Source organism: Pseudomonas sp. B414, from assembly GCF_055408445.1.
Window position 1 is genome coordinate 64415 of the sequence record NZ_JBUZTQ010000023.1, and the last position, 22800, is coordinate 87214.

Annotated in this window: 19 protein-coding genes and 1 pseudogene; 8 read left to right on the plus strand and 12 right to left on the minus strand. The window is 57.2% G+C overall.

Features of this window, described 5'->3' with window-relative positions; genetic code table 11:
- Positions 1-3 precede the first annotated feature (3 nt).
- The 8 genes from ACZRMH_RS18285 to ACZRMH_RS18320 all read right to left on the minus strand — a co-directional run bounded on the left by ACZRMH_RS18285 (position 4) and on the right by ACZRMH_RS18320 (position 12135).
- A complete protein-coding gene (locus ACZRMH_RS18285) occupies positions 4-2958 on the minus strand; it encodes an HD domain-containing phosphohydrolase (protein WP_464014615.1) in 2955 nt (984 codons plus the stop codon).
- Between the two features lie 97 nt (positions 2959-3055).
- Positions 3056-6679 carry a transporter substrate-binding domain-containing protein gene (locus ACZRMH_RS18290; protein ID WP_464014616.1) on the minus strand — a complete coding sequence of 1208 codons (3624 nt, stop codon included), beginning with the start codon at positions 6677-6679 and terminating at the stop codon, positions 3056-3058.
- Between the two features lie 8 nt (positions 6680-6687).
- Positions 6688-7314, minus strand: a complete 627-nt coding sequence (locus tag ACZRMH_RS18295; protein ID WP_464014617.1) for a response regulator — start codon at positions 7312-7314, stop codon at positions 6688-6690.
- A gap of 381 nt (positions 7315-7695) precedes the next feature.
- The gene (locus ACZRMH_RS18300) at positions 7696-9027 is read right to left on the minus strand and encodes a deoxyguanosinetriphosphate triphosphohydrolase (RefSeq protein ID WP_464014618.1); all 1332 of its coding nucleotides are present in this window, start codon (positions 9025-9027) and stop codon (positions 7696-7698) included.
- A gap of 206 nt (positions 9028-9233) precedes the next feature.
- Positions 9234-9572 (minus strand): hypothetical protein, encoded by a 339-nt coding sequence (locus ACZRMH_RS18305; RefSeq protein ID WP_133077855.1) that lies wholly within the window; start codon positions 9570-9572, stop codon positions 9234-9236.
- On the minus strand, positions 9569-9943 hold the full coding sequence (locus ACZRMH_RS18310; RefSeq protein ID WP_464014619.1) for a phage holin family protein: 375 nt from the start codon (positions 9941-9943) through the stop codon (positions 9569-9571). Before ACZRMH_RS18310 ends, ACZRMH_RS18305 begins: the two co-directional genes overlap by 4 nt.
- 1 nt (position 9944) lies before the next feature.
- A complete protein-coding gene (locus ACZRMH_RS18315) occupies positions 9945-10259 on the minus strand; it encodes an ElaB/YgaM/YqjD family protein (RefSeq protein ID WP_464014620.1) in 315 nt (104 codons plus the stop codon).
- Between the two features lie 142 nt (positions 10260-10401).
- Positions 10402-12135 carry a cation:proton antiporter gene (locus ACZRMH_RS18320; RefSeq protein WP_464014621.1) on the minus strand — a complete coding sequence of 578 codons (1734 nt, stop codon included), beginning with the start codon at positions 12133-12135 and terminating at the stop codon, positions 10402-10404.
- Between the two features lie 209 nt (positions 12136-12344).
- Here ACZRMH_RS18320 and ACZRMH_RS18325 point away from each other — a divergent pair, with 209 nt between their 5' ends.
- The 3 genes from ACZRMH_RS18325 to ACZRMH_RS18335 all read left to right on the plus strand — a co-directional run bounded on the left by ACZRMH_RS18325 (position 12345) and on the right by ACZRMH_RS18335 (position 14992).
- Complete coding sequence (locus tag ACZRMH_RS18325) at positions 12345-12581, plus strand: glutaredoxin family protein (RefSeq protein ID WP_464014622.1); 237 nt, start codon at positions 12345-12347, stop codon at positions 12579-12581.
- Between the two features lie 42 nt (positions 12582-12623).
- Positions 12624-13514 carry a pseudouridine synthase gene (locus tag ACZRMH_RS18330; RefSeq protein ID WP_464014623.1) on the plus strand — a complete coding sequence of 297 codons (891 nt, stop codon included), beginning with the start codon at positions 12624-12626 and terminating at the stop codon, positions 13512-13514.
- Positions 13515-13705: 191 nt separating this feature from the next.
- Entirely contained in the window at positions 13706-14992 is a 1287-nt protein-coding gene (locus ACZRMH_RS18335; protein ID WP_464014624.1) for an OmpP1/FadL family transporter, read from the plus strand.
- A 74-nt stretch (positions 14993-15066) separates the two neighbouring features.
- On the opposite strand, the gene ACZRMH_RS18340 is transcribed toward ACZRMH_RS18335, so the two are convergent.
- Complete coding sequence (locus tag ACZRMH_RS18340; protein ID WP_464014625.1) at positions 15067-15288, minus strand: YgdI/YgdR family lipoprotein; 222 nt, start codon at positions 15286-15288, stop codon at positions 15067-15069.
- Positions 15289-15392: 104 nt separating this feature from the next.
- A complete protein-coding gene (mobA, locus tag ACZRMH_RS18345; RefSeq protein WP_464014626.1) occupies positions 15393-15962 on the minus strand; it encodes a molybdenum cofactor guanylyltransferase MobA in 570 nt (189 codons plus the stop codon).
- Between the two features lie 78 nt (positions 15963-16040).
- Here mobA and moaB point away from each other — a divergent pair, with 78 nt between their 5' ends.
- On the plus strand, positions 16041-16580 hold the full coding sequence (gene moaB, locus ACZRMH_RS18350; protein WP_464014627.1) for a molybdenum cofactor biosynthesis protein B: 540 nt from the start codon (positions 16041-16043) through the stop codon (positions 16578-16580).
- Positions 16564-17790, plus strand: a complete 1227-nt coding sequence (locus ACZRMH_RS18355; protein WP_464014628.1) for a molybdopterin molybdotransferase MoeA — start codon at positions 16564-16566, stop codon at positions 17788-17790. The genes moaB and ACZRMH_RS18355 overlap by 17 nt, the downstream gene beginning before the upstream one ends.
- Before the next feature lie 115 nt (positions 17791-17905).
- Here the strand turns inward: ACZRMH_RS18355 and ACZRMH_RS18360 are convergent, their stop codons facing one another.
- Positions 17906-19351: a mannose-1-phosphate guanylyltransferase/mannose-6-phosphate isomerase gene (locus ACZRMH_RS18360; protein WP_464014629.1), complete on the minus strand. Its 1446-nt coding sequence runs from the start codon at positions 19349-19351 to the stop codon at positions 17906-17908.
- A 158-nt stretch (positions 19352-19509) separates the two neighbouring features.
- Between ACZRMH_RS18360 and yegS the strand changes: the two genes are divergently transcribed.
- The 3 genes from yegS (at position 19510) to ACZRMH_RS18375 (ending at position 22311) form a co-directional block, all read left to right on the plus strand.
- Complete coding sequence (gene yegS, locus ACZRMH_RS18365) at positions 19510-20403, plus strand: lipid kinase YegS (protein WP_464014630.1); 894 nt, start codon at positions 19510-19512, stop codon at positions 20401-20403.
- A 94-nt stretch (positions 20404-20497) separates the two neighbouring features.
- The gene (locus ACZRMH_RS18370) at positions 20498-21433 is read left to right on the plus strand and encodes a chemotaxis protein CheV (RefSeq protein WP_464014631.1); all 936 of its coding nucleotides are present in this window, start codon (positions 20498-20500) and stop codon (positions 21431-21433) included.
- Positions 21434-21504: 71 nt separating this feature from the next.
- Entirely contained in the window at positions 21505-22311 is an 807-nt protein-coding gene (locus tag ACZRMH_RS18375; RefSeq protein WP_464014632.1) for an MOSC domain-containing protein, read from the plus strand.
- 262 nt (positions 22312-22573) lie between these two features.
- Here the strand turns inward: ACZRMH_RS18375 and ACZRMH_RS18380 are convergent.
- A pseudogene (locus ACZRMH_RS18380) lies at positions 22574-22800 on the minus strand (hypothetical protein); the annotation flags it as partial.

Genomic DNA, 22800 nt, shown 5'->3' on the forward strand with positions numbered 1-22800 from the left:
TCGCTAGGCGGTTAGCCCGGCCTTGAGCAGCAGCGCATCGATATCGACCGTGTCGATTTGTTCAGGGTCGAGAAACTGCCGGGCGTACTGCATAAACACCTGCTCGCGCATAAATAACGCGAACAGCTGTGGGTCGATATGAGCATCGTGGCACATGGTGGCCATGATGCTCAGCGCTTCGCTTAACGTCTTGCTGCGTTTATAGGGGCGGTCCGAGGCGGTCAAGGCTTCGAAAATATCGGCAATCGCCATCATCCGTGACTCCAGGCTCATCTCTTCGCGTTTCAGGCGTTTTGGATAGCCGGTACCGTCCATTTTTTCATGATGACCACCCGCAATTTCGGCAATGTTGCTCAGGTAAGCGGGCAGGGGCAGGCTGTTAAGCATCAGGATGGTCTGCACGATGTGGTTGTTGATGATGTAGCGTTCCTCGTTGGTCAATGTGCCGCGTCGGGTACTCAGGTTGTACAGTTCACCCCGGTTGAACTTGTATTGCGGCACCTCGAGTTTGAAGCCCCAGGGGTTATCAGGGTCAATCAGGTCGGCTTCCGGGCGAAGGAACAGGTGCTCGGGTTTGTCGGCCAGCAGATGCTCGGTGACCGGCAAGTCGTTTTCCTCGCGGGTGGCCTGGCGTTTGTTTTCTTCCCAGGACACCCCCAGCCGATCGTCCAGTGTTCGCGTCCATGTACGCTGGGAAATGGCGCTCAAGCGCTCCAGGTCAGTCTCTTTCATAGCCTCGCCGCCCAAGTTGCATTGCGCCACAAAGGCGAAGTCGTCATCCAGCGCTGCCAGGCAGATATCGCGCAACGGAGACAGTTGTTGATCGTCTCCACCCAGGGCGAGTGCCTGCCAGTAGTTGACCCAGGCATCGCGCTTGAGCACTTCGAAACGGGTGCGAATTTCGTGAATGCGGTCGTACAGGGTTTCCAGTTTGGTGGCCTTGTCGACCACATATTCGGGTGTTGTGACCTTGCCACAGTCATGTAGCCAGGCTGCGATGCGCAGGGCCTCCCACTGCTCTTGCGAAGGATCGTAGTGCTTAAATTCCGGCCTTTGATTGGCTGCCGCAGCCCGGGCCAGCATCAGGGTGAGGGTCGGCACCCGCTGGCAATGGCTGGCGGTGTACGGGCTTTTGGCGTCGATGGCGCCAGCCAGCAGTTGAATCAAGGCATCCAGCAGTTGCTTTTGGCGTTCTTGCAGGCGTTGGCTCTCAATTGCCACGGCGGCGGTGCCGGACACGGCTTGAATAAAGGCAATCCGGTCAGCCCGCAAGTGGTCCTGGTCGTCACTTGAACCACTGTCGTTGAGCACCAGCAGCAAAATACCCACGGTTTCGCCATGGCGGTTGTGCAGGCGAATACCGATCAGGTGGATACTCTGGCTGCCCAGTGCCTGTATCACCGGTTGCAAATCGCCCGCCTGCTCAAGCTCGAGTGAGCGGGCGATACTGTCACTGCCTTCGAGCAGTCCTCGCAGCCACTCCGGATTCTGGTTGCTTTCAGGGTCCAGGCCAGACTGAGGCAGGGTTGTCAGGTCCTGGGGCTGGCCATTGATGATCAGCCCCTTCAACTCTAGTTGGGTACTGTCGTTTTTGGTCAGGTAAATCAGGCCGGCCTGGGCCTGGGCAATCTTGATCGTTTCCAGCAAAACCGATTGCAACAAGGGCTCAAAATGAGTGTGGGCCGAGAGGCTGGAGGTGATTTCAAAAAAACTGGCCAGGGTTTCTTTCATGCGCCCCATGGACTCTTCCAATTGGTCGATTTCGAGCACGATCGATTTCTGGCTGAGGGGATAGTTGAAATCGAACCGGCGAATGGCATCGGCTTCGCGTACCAGTGCCTGCAAGGGCTTGACCAGTAGTCGGGAGGTTACCCAGCCCATTGGCAGGCACAGCAGCAGAGCCGCCAATGTCACCAGGGCACCTTGCCATCTCAGCCGATAGGCATCGGCCAGCAACTCGTCCTCCGGGACCATCATGGCTAATTGCATGCCATTGGCCCCACCATCGTCTACTTCGAACCGTGAAACGATCCATTGCCGCTCGCCGTCGTACAGGCGCTTGCGGGTGCCTGCTCCCTGGCTGACCAGATGACTCAGGGCCGGGCTTAACTCGGATATTTTGGGCAGGTTTGCAGGGTCCTTGGCGGTCAGTAACTTGCTGAAATCCGGGTAGGCAATGGCCCGGTCATCGGCCCCGTACAAAACAATTTGCGTGCTGGGCGTTGTCAGATGCCCGGCGAGGGTGGCGGACAGCTGAGAAAGGGTTACGTCGGCACCAATCACCGTGTTGGCGGCGCTGCGTTTGGCCAATGTTGTGCCGACCTCGTGAGTGGTAAAAAACAGATAAGGGCTGGTGGTGGTTTGATTGTTTTCGGCGTGCCCCGGGATAAACCATTTACGGGTGCGAGGGTCGTAGACTTCATTGGTGATATTTTTTTGTTCCAGCTGTTTCAGTGAAGCATCCAAATACAGTTTTTTTGATTCAACGCTGCTCTGTTGCGCTGAACGCTGTATGGACCACACTTCGTAGCTCGCCTGTGGTGGTGCATGGAGCTGGAGCCGTAAAGCCATATTGCGCAAAGGCCTTACAAGAAAAAAGTTACCGTTGTCATCCCCCAGGAACAGCGCTGACAAGCTGTGGTTGTCTTCGAGGGTTTGCACGAAAGGCTGCAGCAGCCCCATTCGAAGTTCGGTTTGATCGGTTATGGCAGCAGGGTTGAGGGTCAGCAGGTTCAGGGCATGCCGTATGGGTTGGTAGGCATTGAGCAAGTCGCGCTGTACATCCTGCTCCAGGTAGCCGAACAGCTTCTGGCTGCTGCCGAGAATAATCTGGGTGGTCTGCTGATAGTTGAAAACACCCAGCACAATACCCAGCAGGAGCAACAAAAATGTAAACATCGCACTAATGTGAACATGCAGCGGGAGTTGACGGTTCCGGGATTGCGCAACATTGCGCATGAGCAGTTACTCCGCAATAGATTCACGTGCCGATGCTTTTAGCATAGTGAAATCGAGCCAACCTGCTCGGCCATTGGCCGGTTTTACGGTTTGTGGCTCAGGTGTCCCTTGCCAGTTTTTGCAACTGCCTGGCCAATGCCTGCTCCAGAGATTGCATGGAGGCTCGAACTTCATCACGTGCCTGGATGAGATTGGAGGGAGTGGCTTGCTCCAGGATTTCGCAATGTTTGATCAGCTCGTCGGCCCCTACAATGCGTGCCGCGCCTTTTATCCGGTGGGCAATATCGGCAAATGGTTGCAACGCTCCGTTATCGGGTAGTTCAAGCAGTGTTTTGAGGTCATCGCTGTTGCTGCGCAGCAGCTCTTCCAGCAAGCGCTTTTTCTGTTCGTTATTGCCTCCGGAAAGGGCGTTGAGCGATTCAAGGTTGAAGTTGTCCTGGCTGGTGTACAGCGGCACAAGTGCCGTGAGACGCTGGCTCAACAGGGTCAGGCTGATGGGTTTGAACAGGCAGTCGTCCATGCCGGCCTGTTTGCAACGCTGGAGCTCTTCAGGCTGGGCATTGGCAGTAAACCCCAGCACGGTGCATGGCCGCAGGCTGGATTCCTGTTCATGCTGGCGTATGGCCCTGGTCAGGTCATAACCGTTCATGACGGGCATGTTGCAGTCGGCAATGACCAGGTCGAATGTGCCTTCTTTCCAGGTTTTAAAGCCGGCGGCGCCATCATGTTCGGTGGTAAAACGATGACCCAGATAGCCCAGTTGCTGGCACATCAACAGGCGATTGGCAGGGTGATCGTCCACTACCAGCACGTTCAACCGCTGCGCCGCAGGGTCGATCGAAGGCTCTTGCGCGGCGGTGTTCGGGCAGGGCTCCAGGGTTGGCACCTTGAGGTTTACTTGAACCAGGGTACCAACGTTTACCTGGCTGCTCAGTTCGAGGGTACCGCCCATCATTTCGCAAAGGCTGCGGCAGATCACCAGGCCCAGACCTGCACCATTGAGGGCCAGTTGCCCGCTGTTTTCTGCCTGGGCGAAGGGTTCAAACAGGCGCGCCTGATCGCGTTCACTGATGCCTATGCCCGTGTCTTTGACGCTCAGTTGCAGCTCTGCCTGGTTGGGCGAGCTGGCAGGCAGCAGGTTCATCTCCAACGTAACCTGCCCGTGGGCGGTGAACTTGATTGCGTTGCTCACCAGATTGGTCAGGATCTGCTTGAAGCGCAGCGGATCGATCAGAACATCGGGTGTGCTGCCCTCTGCTTTGAATATCAGGGAGAGGGTCAGGCTTTTTTGTCTGGCCAGACCATCAAATACGCGGATCACGGAATTTGCCAGATTGCGCAGGTTGACCCGTTCTGGTGACAGGTTCAGGCGACCGGACTCGATGCGGGCAATATCGAGAATATCGCCGATCAATTCCAGAAGGTCGTTGGCCGAGTTATAGGCGACCTCAATGGACGGGCGGTCAAGATGCCCCTGATCGGCGCGCTTGAGGGTGAGTTCCAGCAAACCGATCACGGCATTCATAGGGGTGCGGATTTCATGGCTCATGGTGGCCAGGAAGGTGCTTTTGGCGCGGTTGGCGTCATCTGCCAGTTCCTTGGCCGTGCGCAACTCATCCAGAAGCTGGCGGCGTTCACTGATATCGATCCAGCCGCCGATAATGCCCTGGACTTCGCCCAGTGAGTCCCGAAAAGGAAGTATCCAGTGATAGATGGTGAAGGTTTTACCGCCGATATTGAGCGGGCGATCAAGGATGAGCGGGGTCCCCTCACGCATGACGCGCATGTAGTCGGCCTGGTAGTCATGGGCTTCGCACTCGTTGCTCAGAAGGCCACAGGCTTGCATCACCGTTTTGCCGATTACCTCCTCCCGTCTGGCAGAGAAGGCTTTTAGGTAGCTGTCATTGCAGGTTTGCAGAATGCCTGCGCGATCGCGTACATAAATGGGATGGGGCGTGCCATTGACCATTGCCCGCATAAATTCGAACTGATCGCTGAGGGCTCGTTCGGCCTTTTTCCGTTGGCGGATCTGGCGGCGCATGTAGGCGTTCCAGATCAGTGACAGCAACAGTAAGACACTGGTGCCAATGATGATCTGGTAAATCAGGCGATGGTAATTACGCCAGTAGCTATCGGATGCCGGGGCGTACCCGCGCCAGCGGCTGTTGATGATGCCCAGTTCATCAGGCGCAATGCTCAGCAGCGCCTTGTTGAGGATTGAGCTCAACTCGGTGGCATCCCGTGCAGTGGCGAGGGAAAACGTGGCAGGTTGGGTGCCAATAGTGGCGCTGATTTGCAAACGGTCCTGAAACATTTGCGAGGCAAGCAAGTAGTTGGCAATGACTAGCGTATTGACCGCTCCTTGCACTTCGCCTTCTGCCAGCAGTTCTGTGGCACGGTAGATACTCTCTGTTTCGACCAGTGTTATTTGTGGGTATTGGCTGCGCAGGTATTCGGTCAGCGGGTTGCCTTGGCTCAGGGCCAGTTTTTTCCCCGCCAGTTGTTCAAGACTTGCGGGTGCCTTGCGCCCCTTTGCGGTGAGCAGGACAAACGAGTTGACGAGATAGGGGCGGCTGAAACTCAGGGTGCCTTGTCGCGGGGCCGTCGGGCTGATGGCTGCAATAATGTCGGTTTCGTGCTGGTTGACCATCTGCATCATTTTATTTAGGCCGCGCACGCGCTGTATCTCGAAGCGCAGCCCGGTACGCAGGCGGATCATCTCCAGCAGGTCGGCAGTAATGCCCCTGAAATTACCGTAGGCGTCAAAGAAAGTCAGTGGCGCCATGGTTTCGCTGACCGCCACCCTGACCACAGGGTGTTGCGCCAGCCAGCGCTCTTCGCGCTCTGTAAGTTGCAGCTTTTGGTCGGAGAGCAGAATGTCGCTGCCCGCGCTCCAGCGCTTGGCGATGCTTTGCTGTTCGCTCTGGGGGACCGCCCTGAGGGCGGCGTTGATGATATCGAGCAGTTGCGCATTGTCACGATGCACGGCAAAGCTGAAGCCATGGGCTTCGTGTTTGCCGAAGTTGGCCATCTTGATGTTTTTCAGGTACCCCTTGTTGATCATGTAATGGGTCGAAACAGTGTCCCCCAGAAACACATCGGCCTGATCGAAAGCCACTGCATTTATGGCGTTTTGATAGGACGGGTAGGATTGAATAATTGCCTTGGGGTAGAGCGCCTTGACCTCATTCAGGGGCAAGTAGTGGTACACCATGCTCAGGCGCAGGCCCTCAAGGCCTTGTGATAACGAGCGTGTTTCACCCTCACGGGTCACCAGCACAGGTTGGTCGATGGCGTATGGCGCGGAAAGCAGCAGCTTCTGGTTGGCGGCTTCAAAACCATTGGAAGTGCCAAGCAGGTCGATGTGCCCCTCTTCAAGTGCTTTGATGGCTGCGTCTCTGGATGCAAAGCGCTGGATCTTTATGGATACACCCAGGGCTTTGGCCAGGATGCCGACGTAATCGGCGGTAAGCCCTTCGTAGTCCTGACCGCTGTCGGTCATGTCAAAAGGCGGGTAATCGGCAGTAGAGGTGCCCACCAGAAGTTCGCGCTTGTTCTGGAGCCAGTAACGCTGCGCTTCGTCCAGCAGGACTTCCACATGATAGGTGCCCGAGCGGCTGAGCAATGAAAAGCTTTCGGGGCGGGAGGGTTCGGCTAGCACCGAGGTGCACAGAACACAACCTGCGAGCAGTGACAGATACTTGTTTAACCGCGTGGGCATCCTATTTCTCACACCAGGGCGTTGCGTTTGGCCAGTTCGATAAGTTCAACCAGAGACGTGGCTTTTAGTTTTTGCATGAGGCGCTTTTTGTAAGTGCTCACGGTTTTGTTGCTGAGAAACATGCCGGCGGCAATATCCTTGTTTGTTTTACCTTGTGCAAACAATTTGAGAACCATCAGCTCCCTGTCGTTGACTTGTTTGAAAAGCTCGATTTCAGAAAAGCAGCTAATTTCATTTTTTTCAGGAGTCAATGCTTGGCTCGGAAAGTAATTGTAGCCAGAGAATACAGCTTTTATTGCACTGACAAGTTCACTTAGCTCTTCTTGCTTGCACACATACCCTGCAGCACCGGACTGCATGCAGCGCATGGCGAAAAGCGCTGGCGACTGGGCTGTAAGGACCAGCGTTTTAAGGGTTGAATTCATTGCATTGAAGCGTGCCAGCACTTCCAGCCCATCGAGTTTTGGAATACTGATATCGAGAATTATGAGGTCGGGCACGCACTCACGGATCATTTGCATGGCATCTACGCCGTTGTCAGATTCCCCGACTATTTCATAACCTTCATGTTCTAACAACATACGAATTGCCAGGCGGATAACCGGGTGGTCATCGACAATAAAAACGCTGCTCATATTGACTCCCTATAATGCGCTGCATAGAAAGTTGGCACCTTATCTCAGATGCAAGAGTCGGAGCACGAAGCGAGCAGCCTACAAACGTAGTATGGGAATTGTCCTACGTTAAATAAGGCGTGGACTCACGAGTTATACCTGGGTTGTAGGTGATTTGATTCAGTATCGAAACATTGGTTTATTGTTGGGGGTGGTATGTTTCCTTTGCTCTAGGAATAATCCTACGTAATGATGATTGTAATCAACATAATGTTTGTTTGGGTGGGTTGGGTGCTCTGATTTTAATTTGATATATGATTGTTGGCTGAGCGTGCAGGCAGGCAATAGCGGAGTGTGTTTGGTTTTAATGCCCACCCTTTTGTACAAGAGCGGGCAGGGTTGTCAGGTGGGGGTGGAGTGGCCGGTCATTGCTCTTGCCATTTCAGTGGCATAGCTATCGGTCATGCCAGCGATAAAGTCGATGATGCGCATAAACGAGCGATGCAGGGGCCAGTGCGGATCCGGGGCGTTATGGCCGAGCAAATCGAGGATGCGGCGACTCTTGAACGATGGCGTTTTCCCACCATGTTGCTCCAGCGCTGCGCCGCAAAAAGCATTGAGCAGGATTTCCAGGGTGGTATAGGCCCCAACTTCATGCAGGGTTTTGCGTTTGTCCTGAAAGATTCTTTTGCGTGCCATGTCTTTGGCATCTAGCACACAGCGTTTGGCAGGGCCGTGCATATGCTCCACCAGATCACCTGGCAATGTGCCTGCCAGCAGCGCCTCCTGTTGCTCGACAAAGGCCAGGGCTGCTGCGTTGGTCAGATGCTCGATTGCCTTGCCGCGCAGGATTGCCAGCTTGCGGCGCCGGGAGTCATCGGGGCCGAGCAGGCGGTAGGTCTCTGGCAAATCATCGCCCACCAGGCCTAACAGCAGGGCCTCGACTTCGCTGTACTGCAGCAGGTCCATCTCCAGGCCGTCTTCCAGATCGATCAGCGCATAGCAAATGTCATCGGCGGCTTCCATCAGGTAGACCAGGGGGTGACGGGCCCAGCGCTGGTCTTCTATCTGTGGCAGGCCCAGCTTGTGGGCGATACCTTCGAGCAGGTGCAATTCACTCTGGTAGCAGCCGAACTTGTGCTTTTTGTAGCCAAGCGAGTCGGCGTGGCGTGCCGTCCAGGGGTATTTGAGAAAGGTGCCCAGGGTGGCATGGGTCAGGCGTGTGCCGCCATCGAACTGATGGTACTCAAGCTGAGTCAGTACGCGGAAACCTTGGGCGTTGCCTTCAAAGCTCAGGAAATCATTGCGTTCAACGTCGCTCATGTCATCCAGCCAGCCCCGCTTGGCTGATTGCTCAAACCAGTTGCGGATGGCATCTTCGCCGGAGTGACCAAAGGGCGGGTTGCCAATGTCATGGGCCAGACAGGCCGACTGCACCACCATGCCCAGATCTGCGGGGTCGCACCATTGCGGCAGGGCGCTGCGGATGGTTTCGCCCACGCGCATGCCCAGTGAGCGACCGACGCAGCTGACCTCGAGGGAGTGGGTGAGGCGAGTATGGATATGGTCGTTGCTGTTGACCGGATGGACCTGGGTCTTGCGCCCCAGGCGGCGAAATGCGCCCGAGAAGATGATCCGGTCGTGGTCCTTGTGGAAAGGGCTGCGCCCCAGCTCTTCGGGGCTGTGGTGAGGTTTGCCGAGACGCTCGCGGTTAAGCAGGGTTTGCCAATCCAAGGCGCAGTGCTCCGTTAGTGATTGAGAGTGCAGCTTCTCGCTTCAGAACGGATGGCGCAAGTGGGGGGCAGATTTCAAGCATTATCAGAGACTTCACTGTGGGAGCTGGCTTGCCTGCGATGCAATCGACGCGGTTTGTCAGGTAAACCGCAGCGATACCATCGCGAGCAAGCCCGCTCCCACAGAAGAAGGGTTGTCCTTACGCCTCAAGGCTTGCGCGAAGCCTGGATCACCATCTTGATCAGCGGTATCAAGCCAGTGGTCAAGCCGATCCAGCGAGACGCACCCTCAGCGTTTTTGCTTTTTGCACCACGCCCGGTCAGAAAACCGAGCAGGGTGACAATCCCTACACCCCACAGGGGCGCGTGCTTGATGCCGAGGGTTTCTTGCCAGTTGCTGGTCATCCCGCGCATTTTTTGCAGGGGTTGCAGCAATTGTTGCGATTCATGCCGAATCTCCTGGCGATGCATTTCCATGCGCAAACGAATCAGGGTTTTGCGCAGTTCCTGGCGTGAGGCATTTTTTGGCAATTCAGGCAGGCTCATGGCAGCAAACGCTCGCGGTCTTTGGCCAGCTCTTCGAGCGTGGCGTTGAAAGGAGAGGACTCATCGAACACCGCAGCTTTAAGGCGTAACCCGCAGAACACCGCGGCCAGGGTATAAAACACGCATAACCCGATGATGCCGGGGATGCGGTAACTGTCCCATAGCAGGATCATCACCAGCCCCGACAGCCCAATCAGCAGCAACAGGCCGAACACCAGTGCCAGCCCGGCAAACAACAACAGGCTGACCGTGCGCGCCTTCTGTTCTTGCAGTTCGATGCCCAGCAGTTCGACATGGCTGTGCAGCAGACCCAGAAACGCAGCACCCAGGCGCCGCGGTGAGGAACGGGGGGAACCGGATTCGTCAGTCATATCAGCGCCGTGTTGCCAGCAGGCCAATCAGAAAGCCTACGCCAGCTGCAATGCCCACGGATTGCCAAGGGTTTGCCTGGACGTAATCTTCAGTGGCCACCACGGCGGCCTGGCTGCGATCCTTTAACGACTCCTTGGTTTCTTCCAGGGTTTCGCGGGCTTTAAGCAGGCTGTCCTTGATCTGGGCGCGCAGCTCTTCAGCCTGATCGCCGGCCAGGGTCGCGGTGTGTTCCAGCAGCTTTTCGGCGTCGAGTACCAGGGTCTGGAAATCGGCCATCAGGATTTCTTGAGCATTCTTTGCTGTTTTACGGGCCATGATTTACTCCATTAGTGGCTTGATAAACGTTCGAGTGTAGGCCTTCGGCGAAGGTTCACTCGCTTCTCTGGTATTACAAAAGCGTTTCATACGTAGATACCAGAGAAGTTTGTATAGATCAGGGGTAAAACCTTACCTTAAATCAGTCATTTTCGCGGGATGTTGCTGCGTCGCGCGAGTCTTCATTTTCAAAACAGCCTTCGAGCAAGTGATAGCGGTCGTGGCGAACCTGGTCTACCCGGCGTTGCACGGTTTTTTCTGACAGACCCAGCAAAATCAGCGCATGGGAGGCGAGCATCAGGCTCGACTCGAGCAATTCCGGCACTACCTCAGTGGCCCCCGCGGTCTTGAGCTCTGCTAGCTGACTGTCGTCGCGGGTTCTGACCAGGATGGGCACTTCGAGGGTGATCAGTCGGGCTTCTTTGAGCACGCACATGGCCACTTCGGTGTTGTCCACGGCAATCACCAGCAGTCGCGCACGATCCAGGCCTACAGCCCTCAGCAAATCACCCCGGCGGGCGTCGCCGTAATGCACGCAGCTGTCCGCGTTTGCTGCTTCTTCGATACGGTCGGGGTCGTAGTCCAGGGCAACAAAATCCTTGTGCTCACTGCGCAGAAAACGCCCGATGGACTGACCCACGCGGCCATAGCCACACATCACCACGTGACCGTGCAGTTCGGCGTTTTGCGTGGCGATTTCTTCCAGTTCCGCTTCCTCATAGGATTGGCGGTGCAGGCTGGCGGCGATGCGCGGCGCGGCGCGCAACAACAGGGGCGTCAACAGCATCGAGCAGAAGGTAGCGGCCAGCAGGTAGGCAGCAAATTCGGGTGGGATCAGCGAGTTGAGCTGCATCTGTGCCATCAGCGCAAAGCAGAACTCGCCGCCCTGGGCCAGTGCCAGGCCACTGCGCCAGGCTGTTTCCCCGTCGCTGCCACGCAACTTGACCAGGATTGCGACCACGGCGCCCTTGACCAGCATCAAGGCCAGGGTCAGGCCCAGAATCAGGAAACCATCGTGAACAAACAACTGCAGGTCGATCAGCATGCCGATACTGACGAAAAACAGCCCCAGCAGGATGTCCCGGAAGGGCCGGATATCGGCTTCAATCTGGTGCCGGTAGTGGCTTTCGCCCAGCAGCATCCCGGCCAGAAAGGCCCCCAGTGCAGGTGACAGACCGAGCAGGTGGGTAAGCCAGGCAGTGAGCAGGACGATCACCAGCGCCAGCAACACGAACAGCTCGGCCGAACGGGATGCGGCCACTTCGTGAAACAGACGCGGCAGCAGAAAGCGGCTGGCAAACAGCAACCCCAAAAACAGGATGACAGTCTTGCCCAGGGTAATCGGCAACGCCCAATACCAGGCCTGATCACTGCTGCCGGCGAAGACCGGTACCAGGGTCAGCAACAGCACCGCAACCACGTCCTGAAACAGCAGCACGCCGATGGCGTTCTGGCCGTGTCGGCTGAAGATTTCCCCCAGGCTGGTGAGCTCCTTGCTCACGATTGCGGTGGACGACAGGGCCAGCCCCGCACCGAGCAGGAAGGCGCCGTTAAAACTCATGCCGAACGCATACAGCAGGCCGCCAAGCGCCACTGCCGAACACAGTACTTGCAGGCTGCCCAGGCCAAACACCACCCGGCGCAGCTTGAGCATCTTGGGCAGTGAAAACTCCAGCCCCAGGGAAAACAGCAAAAACACCACCCCCATTTCGGCCAGATCCGGCAGATTAGGGCTGTCATTGATCCAGTCCAGTGCGGTTGGGCCGACGAACAGGCCTACACACAAATAGCCTAATACCGGTGGCAACTTCAGACGGCGGAACACCGCAATGACCACCAGTGACGAGGCAAGGATGATTAACAGATTGGCAAACACGAAAGACTTCCTTGGCGGGTCGTGAAAAGGGGCGCGAGCATCCGGCAATTACGAAGGGCTGTCGCTGATGTGGGTCAAGCGTAGTCGTAAGCGGCGCAACAGAGCGATTGTATTGGTAAATCAATCAACTGACTGCAGGTATCTGCTGTGGGTCGACGTCCTTGGGCAAGGCTCTTAAGATGGACACTTTATTACTCAGGTCGTTATTTATGCCTCCCGAATGTCAATTGTTCGGCACCTTGGGTTGTCACCTGTGCGAATTGGCCGAGGCAGTTGTGATGCCTTTGGTGGAGCACGGGCTGATGGTCGAACTGGTCGATATTGCCGACAGCGAATCCTTGTTTGAAAGCTACGGTTTACGTATTCCCGTTTTGCGCCGGGTCGATACGGGCCAGGAGCTGGGTTGGCCGTTTGATACTGAACAGGTGGTCAATTTTCTCGGATAAACCGGCATAATCACCGGCTGCACTTTGCGCCCGAGTTTCTATATGTCATCCCAGCCTTTTATCGCCGCCGAGCATCAAGCCAGCACCTTGCACCTGCCGCCAGGCAAGTGGCTGACGGTGTTCGACTGCCTTTGCGAGCACTTCAGTACCATCAGTCGCGAGCAGTGGCTTGACCGAATCGCCCGTGGTCGGGTGTTGGATGCCGAGGGTCTGCCGATCAGCCTGCAGCTGGCGTACAAGGAAGGCCTGCGTATTCATTACTTTCGCGAAGTGCCCAATGAAACGCCGATCCCGGTACAGGAGGCTATCTTGTATGCCGATGAGCATCTGGTGGTGGCGGACAAACCGCATTTCCTGCCGGTGACCCCGGGCGGCGAGTATGTCGAGCAAACGCTGTTGCGCCGCTTGATCCGCACCCTGGATAACCCGCATCTGGTGCCGCTGCACCGTATCGACCGGCACACGGCAGGGCTGGTGCTGTTTTCGGCCAACCCGCAAAGTCGCTCGGCGTATCAGTCGTTGTTTCCCACACGCAAAATCGACAAGCGCTACGAGGCCATCGCCCGGGCACTGCCTGAGCTTGAGCTGCCACTGGTGCATAAAAGCCGTCTGGTGGAGGGCGAGCCGTTTTTTCGCATGAAAGAAGGCCCGGGGGTCAGCAATACGGAAACCCTGGTCGATATTTGTGAGAAAAATGGTGAGTTATGGCGTTACGCGTTGTACCCCGTGACCGGAAAAAAGCATCAGCTACGGGTGCATATGGCGGCATTGGGGGCGGGGATTTGCAATGACCCGTTCTACCCGGATGTGATCAAGGACGCCGTCGATGACTACGCCAATCCGTTGAAACTGCTGGCCCAGAGCTTGCGCTTTGCCGATCCGTTGACGGGCGAAGAACGTTTCTTCGAGAGTCGGCTTCAGCTCGACTGGTAGCGGTTGTATTTCTCCTCAGACCGGGTAGTCAGAATCGGGTTTTAAAGTCTGAACAAGTTGTTTAAAACAACCTAAGGTCGTCGAAAATACGATGAATGTCGGGTAAAGTCAGAAATGAAAAACTCTTCATAAACACTCCGCTCGAAGATTGATAGCTTGCTTGGTGCTAGCCAATCATTCGAGTTCTAATAATGAATAAAAAATTTCTCAAAAGCGCTCTGGCGCTACCCATTGCCCTTGCCTCCACTCAACTTTTTGCCGGTGGTTTTGCCCTCAACGAACAAAGTGTCAGCAGTATGGGCACCGGTTTTGCCGGTCGCTCCTCTTCTGCCGACGATGCCAGTACTGTGTATGGCAACCCCGCCGGCATGTCCCGCATCAAGCACAACGAAGCCAGTTTCGGTGCTACCTACCTTGATGCCAAATCCACTATCAAGGACGCCAGTTCTTCCCAGTTTGGTGGCGATAACCCAGGTACCAACAAGGGCGACATGGTGCCCGGCATTGGTGTGCCGTTTGGCTATCTGGTGACGCCGGTCGACGAACACTGGGCGTTCGGCCTGGGCATTTATGCCCCGTTTGGTCTGGTCACCGACTATGAACACAGCTTCCAGGGCAACGGCTTTGGTAATAAAAGCAAAGTTCAGGTCATCACGGTCCAGCCGACGGTCAGCTATGCCTTCAACGACAAGGTTTCGGTGGGTTTCGGCCCGACGTTCAACCGCATCAGCGGCGAGCTGGACTCTAAAGTGCCGGCGTTTGGCCTGGGCACGGAAAACGTCAAGATCAAGGGTGACGACACGGCCACCGGTTTCAATGCTGGCCTGTTGGTCCAGGCGCTGGACAGCACTCGCATTGGCGTGACTTATCACTCGCAAGTGGTTTATCACCTCAATGGCAACACTAGCGCCTCAGGCTTTCTCACAGATCTGGTAGATGGTGGGCCACAGCGTTATGACGCCAAGCTGAACATCACCACGCCGTCGTCGGTAGACTTCTCCGTCACTCACCAACTCAACGATGACTGGACTCTTTACGCGGGTAGTACCTACACCCGCTGGAGCCAGTTAAAGAAAATTACGGTCAACAACTCGGGTGTGTCCGACGCGGCCATCGGACTGGCTGGCCTGGATTCCATCACCGAAGAACAGCACTGGCATGACACGTGGTCGCACGCCATCGGCGCTGCGTACCGGGTCAATAAACAACTGGTTTTGCGTACCGGTTTCTCGGTGGATGAGACTCCAACCAACAATACTGACCGCTCGGTTCGTATTCCTACGGGCGACCGAACTGTTTTCAGCGTGGGGGCCGGTTGGACGCCAGTAGATAACCTGACCTTCGACGTCGCCTATTCCTATCTTAAGGAAGAGCCGATCAAGGTCCGTGAGAACCAGCCTGCATTGGGCCTGACCTACGACGCCAAATATGAAAACAGCGCCAACGGCTTTGGTGGTTCAGTGACGTATCGATTCTGATCGCGTGTCTTTCGGCTTTTAAAAAACAAAACCCGCACAAGGCGGGTTTTGTTTTAAAGCGCAAACCCTGGGGCTTACAGCTCTTTAACAGTACGAATCTGGTCTTTGTTGATGCGGGTTTCTTTGCCGTCCAATTGTTTGAACTGGTAGAAACCCGACGCGCTGTCGTACTTCGGCGCGTCGACTGTCTGGATTTCGCGGCCGTCGTTCAGCGTGATCACCGAAGGCGAGGAGCAGCCGGCAATGGCGGCCAGGCCAGCAGCGAGCATCAGGGCGGCGAGAGTCCGGTGAGTCATGGTGTATCTCCAACAAGTGAATGTGCTGTTTTGGATTACTGACCCTGAGACGTTTACAGCGTCTGCAAGTTCCATTGATAGTGTCAGACGGACACCGGCACTGATTATTTCAGTAAATCCGCCGTATTGAAATTGCTCAGGCGCGGATCATTTTCAACCCATTGGCAGGCCTGTGCATTGAGCTGGAGCATGATTTTGCGCGGGCTACGCTCACCTGCCTGCCAGGCTGCTTCAAAGGTGCCAGCCAACGCCTTCGGGATCACACACAGCAGCGGTTCCCAATGCTCGCCGTGGCGCAGCATTACCGGCTGGTCGGGGTGTTCGCTGGCGGCACGAAGCAGGGCGTCGAGCAACTCAGGGTCAATATTGGGCACATCACAGGGCAGCACCAGCACATGTGGGTGTCTGGCCGCAGCCAGCCCGGCGCGGATTCCGGCCAGAGGCCCGTCAAAATCTTCATTGCCATCACTGACCAACTGGTCGGCATAAGCTGCGTAGCGCTCGTGGTTACGATTGCACGAAATGATCAGGTCATCGGTCAGCGGGCGAGCGACCCGTTGCACGTACTCGATCAGCGGCTGGCCCCGCCACAACACCAGGCCTTTGTCCTGGCCGCCCATGCGCTGACCGCGGCCGCCCGCCAGCAGCAAGATGGAGCATCGAATCAGGCTCATAAGGGACTCCGTGCAACCAGGCAAAAGAAGGCCTGTGATATAACACCGGGCTGTTTCTCCTACAACTGGACCTCGCCGATGAAAGCCAAGGTTGACGCACCTTTCGTACCTTTGAATATCGCTGTTCTGACTGTCAGTGACACCCGGACCCTGGAAACCGACACCTCTGGCCAGGTTTTTGTCGATCGCCTGAGCGTAGCCGGACACAACCTGGCGGCGCGGGTATTGCTCAAGGATGACCTGTACAAGATTCGCGCCCAGGTCGCGACCTGGATTGCCGAGGATGAGGTGCAGGTGGTGCTGATTACCGGCGGCACCGGGTTTACCGCTCGCGATAGCACCCCTGAAGCGGTGAGTTGCCTGCTGGATAAGCAGGTGGATGGTTTTGGCGAACTGTTTCGTCAGATTTCGGTGGCCGATATTGGTACTTCGACCGTGCAATCGCGCGCCCTGGCCGGTTTGGCCAATGGCACGCTGGTGTGCTGCCTGCCGGGTTCGACCAACGCGGTACGCACCGGTTGGGACGGGATCCTGGCCGAGCAGCTGGACTCCCGTCATCGTCCGTGCAACTTCGTCGCCCATTTGAAGCAGGCAGCGGCCTGTGAAAGCCGTGGGTAAGCCGGGCCGCACGGGCGAGCTGATGCCAGTGGAAGTGGCGTTGGCGCGTCTGCTGGCGCTGGCTGAGGCCGCGCAGATTCGCGAGAGCGAGCAGGTGCTGCTGGCTGCGAGTGAAGGCCGGGTACTGGCCCATGATCTGGTTTCAAGCCTTGACCTGCCGCCCTGGCCCAACAGTGCCATGGACGGTTATGCATTGAATGTGGCCGATTGGTCGGGCGAGCCGCTGGTGGTCAGTCAGCGTATTTTTGCTGGCGCCGCCCCCGAGCCTCTGGCTCCCGGGACCTGTGCGCGGATTTTTACCGGGGCCCCGGTTCCGGTGGGTGCGGACTGTGTGGAAATGCAGGAAAACGCTGAGGTACAGGCCGACGGTCGTGTGGTCTTTACCCAGCCCTTGCAGGTAGGTCAGAACATTCGTCCTCAAGGGCAGGAAACTACCGTTGGTGAAGTAGTCCTGTCAGCAGGCACCCGTTTGGGGCCGATTGAGCAGGGGTTGGCAGCGTCCCTGGGGTGCGCCACGTTGCAAGTGGTGCGACGGGTCAAGGTCGCGGTGTTATCGACGGGCGATGAGCTGGTCGAGCCGGGCCAGTCGTTGGGCCCGGGCCAGATCTACAACAGTAACCGTGTATTGCTATGCAGCTGGCTGACGCGCCTGGGCTGTGAAGTAGTGGATGCGGGGATCCTCCCCGATGACTTGCCTGCAACTCGCCAGCGTCTGGGTGAACTGGGGGCGGTTGACCTGATTTTGTCCACCGGCGGCGTATCGGTGGGCGAAGCGGACTTTTTGGGTATTGCGCTGCGCGAAGAGGGCGAGCTGGCCCTGTGGAAGCTGGCGATCAAGCCGGGCAAACCCCTGACCTGCGGGCATTTTCGCGGCGTGCCGGTGATAGGTTTGCCGGGTAATCCGGCGTCGACCCTGGTGACCTTCGCGCTGCTGGCGCGGCCTTATCTGCTACGGCTTCAGGGCGTGCAAGCGGTCGAGCCGCTGAAGTTCCAGGTGCCGGCAGGCTTTGTCTGGCCCAAGCCGGGTAATCGCCGCGAGTATTTGCGTGGGCGCCTGGAGCAGGGGCGGGCAGTGATCTACCCAAACCAGAGCTCGGGCGTTTTGCGCAGTGCTGCCTGGGCCGAGGGGCTGGTGGAAGTACTCGAAGAGCACACCCTGGTTGAAGGCGACTGGGTGGGCTTTATTCCGTTGAGTGAAGTGCTGGGTTAAAAGTGTCGGACCATCTGTGGGTGCAGGCTTGCCCACAAAATCCGAGCCTTGCAGGGTACATTGTGGGAGCGGGCAAGCCCGGCTCCCACAGGTTTTGTGCCCTGTTCCAAAGGGTTTATGCCACAGGCGCCCGTCCGTACATATCGTTCAGGCGCACGATATCGTCTTCGCCCACATACTCGCCGCTTTGCACTTCGATCATCACCAGGTCAACCTCCCCGCAGTTGCTCAGCCGATGAGGGCTGCCGGGTTTGATAAAGGTGGACTCGTTGGTGTCGAGGGCAAAATCACGCTCACCATTGGTCACCTGCGCCATGCCGCTGACCACGATCCAGTGTTCGCTGCGTTGCTGATGAACCTGCAGGGACAGCGCCGCCCGGGGCTTGACTACAATGCGCTTGATCTTGAATCCCGGGCCCTCCTCGAGCACGGTGTAAGTTCCCCACGGGCGAGTCACGGTGCGGTGCAGGCGATAGGCGTCGTGGCCCTGAAGCTTGAGCGCCTGGGCGATATATTTCACATCCTGAGTGCGCCTGGCATCGGCCACCAGCAGTGCGTCCGGGGTATCGACAATAATCAGGTCATTCAGGCCGACCCCGCCCACCAGTCGCGTGGGCGAGTCGATATAGCAGTTATACACATCGTGCAGCACCGTTTCGCCAGTGCTCTGGTTGCCATTGGCGTCTGCCAGGGTCAATTCACGTACCGCCTGCCATGAGCCGATATCGCTCCAGCCCAGCTGGCAGGGCACCACGGCGACTTTGTGTGAGTGCTCCATCAGCGCGTAGTCGATGGAAATATCGGGCACCAGAGCAAAGCTCTGGCTGTCCAGTTCAAGATGGCGCTGCTGCTTGCCCTCGAACACCTGGCTGCGCTCAAGGCATTCACTCACCGCGGCCAGCACTTGGGGCGCATGACTCTTGAGTTCACGCAGCACGCTGTCGACACGCATGCAGAACATGCCGCTGTTCCACAGATGCAGGCCACCGTCGAGGTAGCTTTGGGCTGTCAGGGCGTCAGGCTTTTCGACAAACCGGGCCACTTCAAACCCGTCACTGTTCAGCATCGGGCCTTTCTCGATATAGCCAAAGCCGGTTTCGGCGCGGGTTGGCAGAATACCGAAGGTCACCAGCCAGCCCTGGTCTGCCAGTTGCCGGGCACTGTCGACAGCCAGGCCAAAGGCGCTGATGTCAGTAATCAGGTGGTCGGCGGGCAGCACCAGCAGTTGCGCATCGTCCCCATAACGTTGCGCCACCTGCAAGGCTGCTGCGGCAATGGCCGCGGCGGTGTTGCGGGCAAAGGGCTCAAGGATAAAGTCCAGTTCGACGGCTGATTCGTTCAGTGGGCGGTAATCATCCAGTGTGCGAAAAAATACGTCGCGATTGGTCACGGTCAGCAAATGGCCAACATTACCCAGGCCGATGGCGCGGCTAAAAGTCTTTTGCAGCAGGCTCTCGCCGTCGGCCAGGCACATAAAAGGCTTGGGCATGGCCTCTCGCGACACTGGCCATAGCCGGGTACCCGCGCCACCGGCGATGATGCAGGGGACCAGTGTGCTCATTTGAAACGCCTCTAGAATCATTGGATTGCGGTCAGGCGCTGAAGTCTGACGGGTTCTGTGCTTTTGATCGACCCGTGGATGTTAATTATTGAGCAAATGGGCCTTTCTGGTCTGGCTGTTGTCCAAGCAGTCAGACCGATTATGTCGAGGGATGGAACATGAGTGCAGGTAAGGCTTTTTTGATTTTGCACGGCAAGCAGGCGCTCAATGAAGACGTGCGTGCGGCCGTGGAGCAGCAGCGTGCCGCAGGCTGGGAGTTGGCCGTGCGCCTGACCTGGGAGGCCGGAGATGCTCAGCGGCTGGTACAGGAGGCGCTGGATGCCGGCTACACCCATCTGATTGCAGGCGGTGGCGATGGCACCTTGCGCGATATCTGCGAAGCCATGGCGCTGGCCGACACCGAAGCCAGCCTGGTGCTACTGCCGCTGGGGACTGCCAATGATTTTGCCCGGGCCGCTGGCGTTTCGCTGGAGCCGGCCGAGGCCCTGGCCTTGCTCGACGTACCCGCGCGCAGGATTGATCTGGGTGAGGCCGGGGGGCAGCTGTTTTTGAATATGGCTACCGGCGGCTTTGGCAGCCAGGTGACGGCCAACACCTCCGAAGACCTGAAAAAGGTCTTGGGCGGCGCTGCCTACCTGTTTACCGGGCTGTCACGATTCAGTGAATTACATGCGGCCTACGCCGAATTGCAGGGGCCGGACTTCCACTGGAAAGGCGAGTTGCTGGCGTTGGGTATCGGCAACGGTCGCCAGGCTGGGGGCGGGCAAGTGTTGTGTCCCGAGGCGCTGATCGATGATGGCATGCTTGATATCAGTATCCTGCCAGCGCCCCAGGAAATCGTCGGCACCCTGAAAAGCCTGATGACAGACGGCTGGGGGCTGGACAACCTGTTTGTCCGGGCGCGCTTGCCCTGGGTCGAAATCAAGGCCGCCGAGGGGTTGTCGATCAACCTTGATGGTGAGCCGCTGGAAAGTGACACCCTGCGATTCGCTGTTCGCAAAGGCGCCTTGAAGGTGCATTTGCCACAGGGCTCGCCGTTGCTGGGGCAATAAGTACCTGCTGGTATTTGATGGCTAACCGATATCAAGCTCCCGGGAAACCGGCCGATAAGGTCAGGCATCAAGTACCTACCCTCAGGAGTTACTCATGGCCGGCATTCTCGACACGGTAGACCAGCGCACACAACTGGTCGGTGCCAACCGACTGGAACTTCTTATGTTTCGCCTGGCAGGTCGGCAGTTATTCGCAATCAACGTGTTCAAGGTGCAGGAAGTTCTGCAACTGCCGAAACTGACCCTGATGCCACACCGCCACCCTCACGTGTGCGGCGTGGTCAATCTTCGTGGCAAAACCCTGCCGGTGATCGATCTGTCCCAGGCCATCGGCATGCGTGCCTTGGTACCGGGCCCGGACAGCACCATTATCGTGACCGAGTACAACCGCTCGGTGCAGGCGTTTCTGGTGGGCGGCGTCGACCGTATTGTCAATATGAACTGGGAGGCCATCCTGCCGCCGCCTGCCAGTGCCGGGCGTCATCACTACCTGACTGCCATCAGCAAGGTTGATGAACAACTGGTCGAGATTATCGACGTGGAAAAAGTCCTGGCTGAAATCGTTCCGTACAACGCCAAGGTCTCTCGGGAGAAGCTGGCTGATCCGATCTTTGAGCAGGTGCGCGGGCGTGAAGTGCTGCTGGTCGATGACTCCAGCGTGGCCCTGGCGCAACTGCGTGAAACCCTGTCGCAGCTGGGGATCAAGATGCATATCGCCAGTGATGGCCTCAAGGCATTGACTATGCTCAAGGCTTGGGCCGATACCGGTGTGGTCATGACCGACAAACTACTGATGATTTTCACTGATGCCGAAATGCCGGAAATGGACGGCTATCGACTGACCACTGAAATTCGCAACGACCCGCGTTTGCGCAGCTTGTATGTGGTGCTGCACACCTCGTTGTCCGGCAGTTTCAACGATTCAATGGTGAAAAAGGTCGGTTGCGACAATTTCCTCTCCAAATTCCAGCCCGACAAGCTGGTGGATGTGGTTCGTCAACGGCTGTTGCTGGATCTGGTGTCTGCTTGAAAGCCTTCATCTTTGCTTCTGTGAGCGGCTCGTATACTGTGGCTTTTTTTACCCAGCAGGGAGCCTGAGTCATGCTGCGTCTAAGCGCGCTTTATCGTTTTCCACTGAAATCCGCCAAGGGTGAAAGCCTGCCTCAGGCCCGCCTGGACAAGCTGGGGCTGGTCGGTGACCGACGCTGGATGCTGGTGGATGAAGCCAGCGGGCGTTTTCTGACCCAGCGTGCCGACCCTAAAATGAGCCAGCTGTCTGCGCTCTGGAATGCGGCGGGTGGCCTGACCTTGAATGCTCAAGGCTTTGAAGCGCTGGACGTGGCAGTGCCTGAGGTGGATAGCGATTTGCGGGGCGTGACCATCTGGCGTGACACTTTGCGGGTGCCGGATGCAGGGGATGCCGCCGCCGACTGGCTGAGCCGCTTTGTCGAAAAGCCGGTACGCCTGGTGCATGTGCCGCTGGAACGGGCGCGCACCACCGAGGCGGGCTATGGCCGTGATGATGACAAGGTCGCGTTTGCCGATGGCTACCCGCTCTTGCTGATTGGTCAGGCATCGCTGGATGATATTTCGCACAAGGTCGGGCGACCACTGGATATGCTGCGCTTTCGGCCAAATCTGGTGATCGAAGGCAGCGAAGCCTTTGCCGAAGATGGCTGGAAGCGCATCCGTATAGGCGATGTCGAGTTTCGGCTGGTCAAGTCTTGCTCGCGCTGCATCCTGACCACTGTCGATCCGCAGACCGGCGTGCGTGATGAGCTGCGTGAACCGCTGGCGACCCTGATGACCTATCGCAAACAGGAAAACGGCACCATGTTTGGCCAGAATCTGGTCAACGATGGTAACGGCGTACTGGAAGTCGGGATGCCTGTAACCATTCTGGAGTAGAACCCGCTCCACAATTTGATCCTGCAAGCATCGGGTTTTGTGTACGACACAAGACCTGTGGGAGCTGGCTTGCCTGCGATGCAGGCGCTGCGGTCTGTCAGGCGAACCGCAGTGATGCCATCGCGAGCAGGCTCGCTCCCACAATGTTCCCTGCCAAGTTTGAATTTTGTGGGTTGCCACAAACCCTGTGGGAGCAGGCTTGCCTGCGATGCAGACGCTGCGGTCTGTCAGGCGAACCGCAGTGATGCCATCGCGAGCAAGCTCACTCCCACAATGTTCCCTGCCAAGTTTGAATTTTGTGGGTTGCCACAAACCCTGTGGGAGCAGGCTTGCCTGCGATGCAGACGCTGCGGTCTGACAGGTGAACCGCAGTGATGCCATCGCGAGCAAGCTCGCTCCCACAATGTTCCCTGCCAAGTTTGAATTTTGTGGGTTGCCACAAACCCTGTGGGAGCAGGCTTGCCTGCGATGCAGACGCTGCGGTCTGTC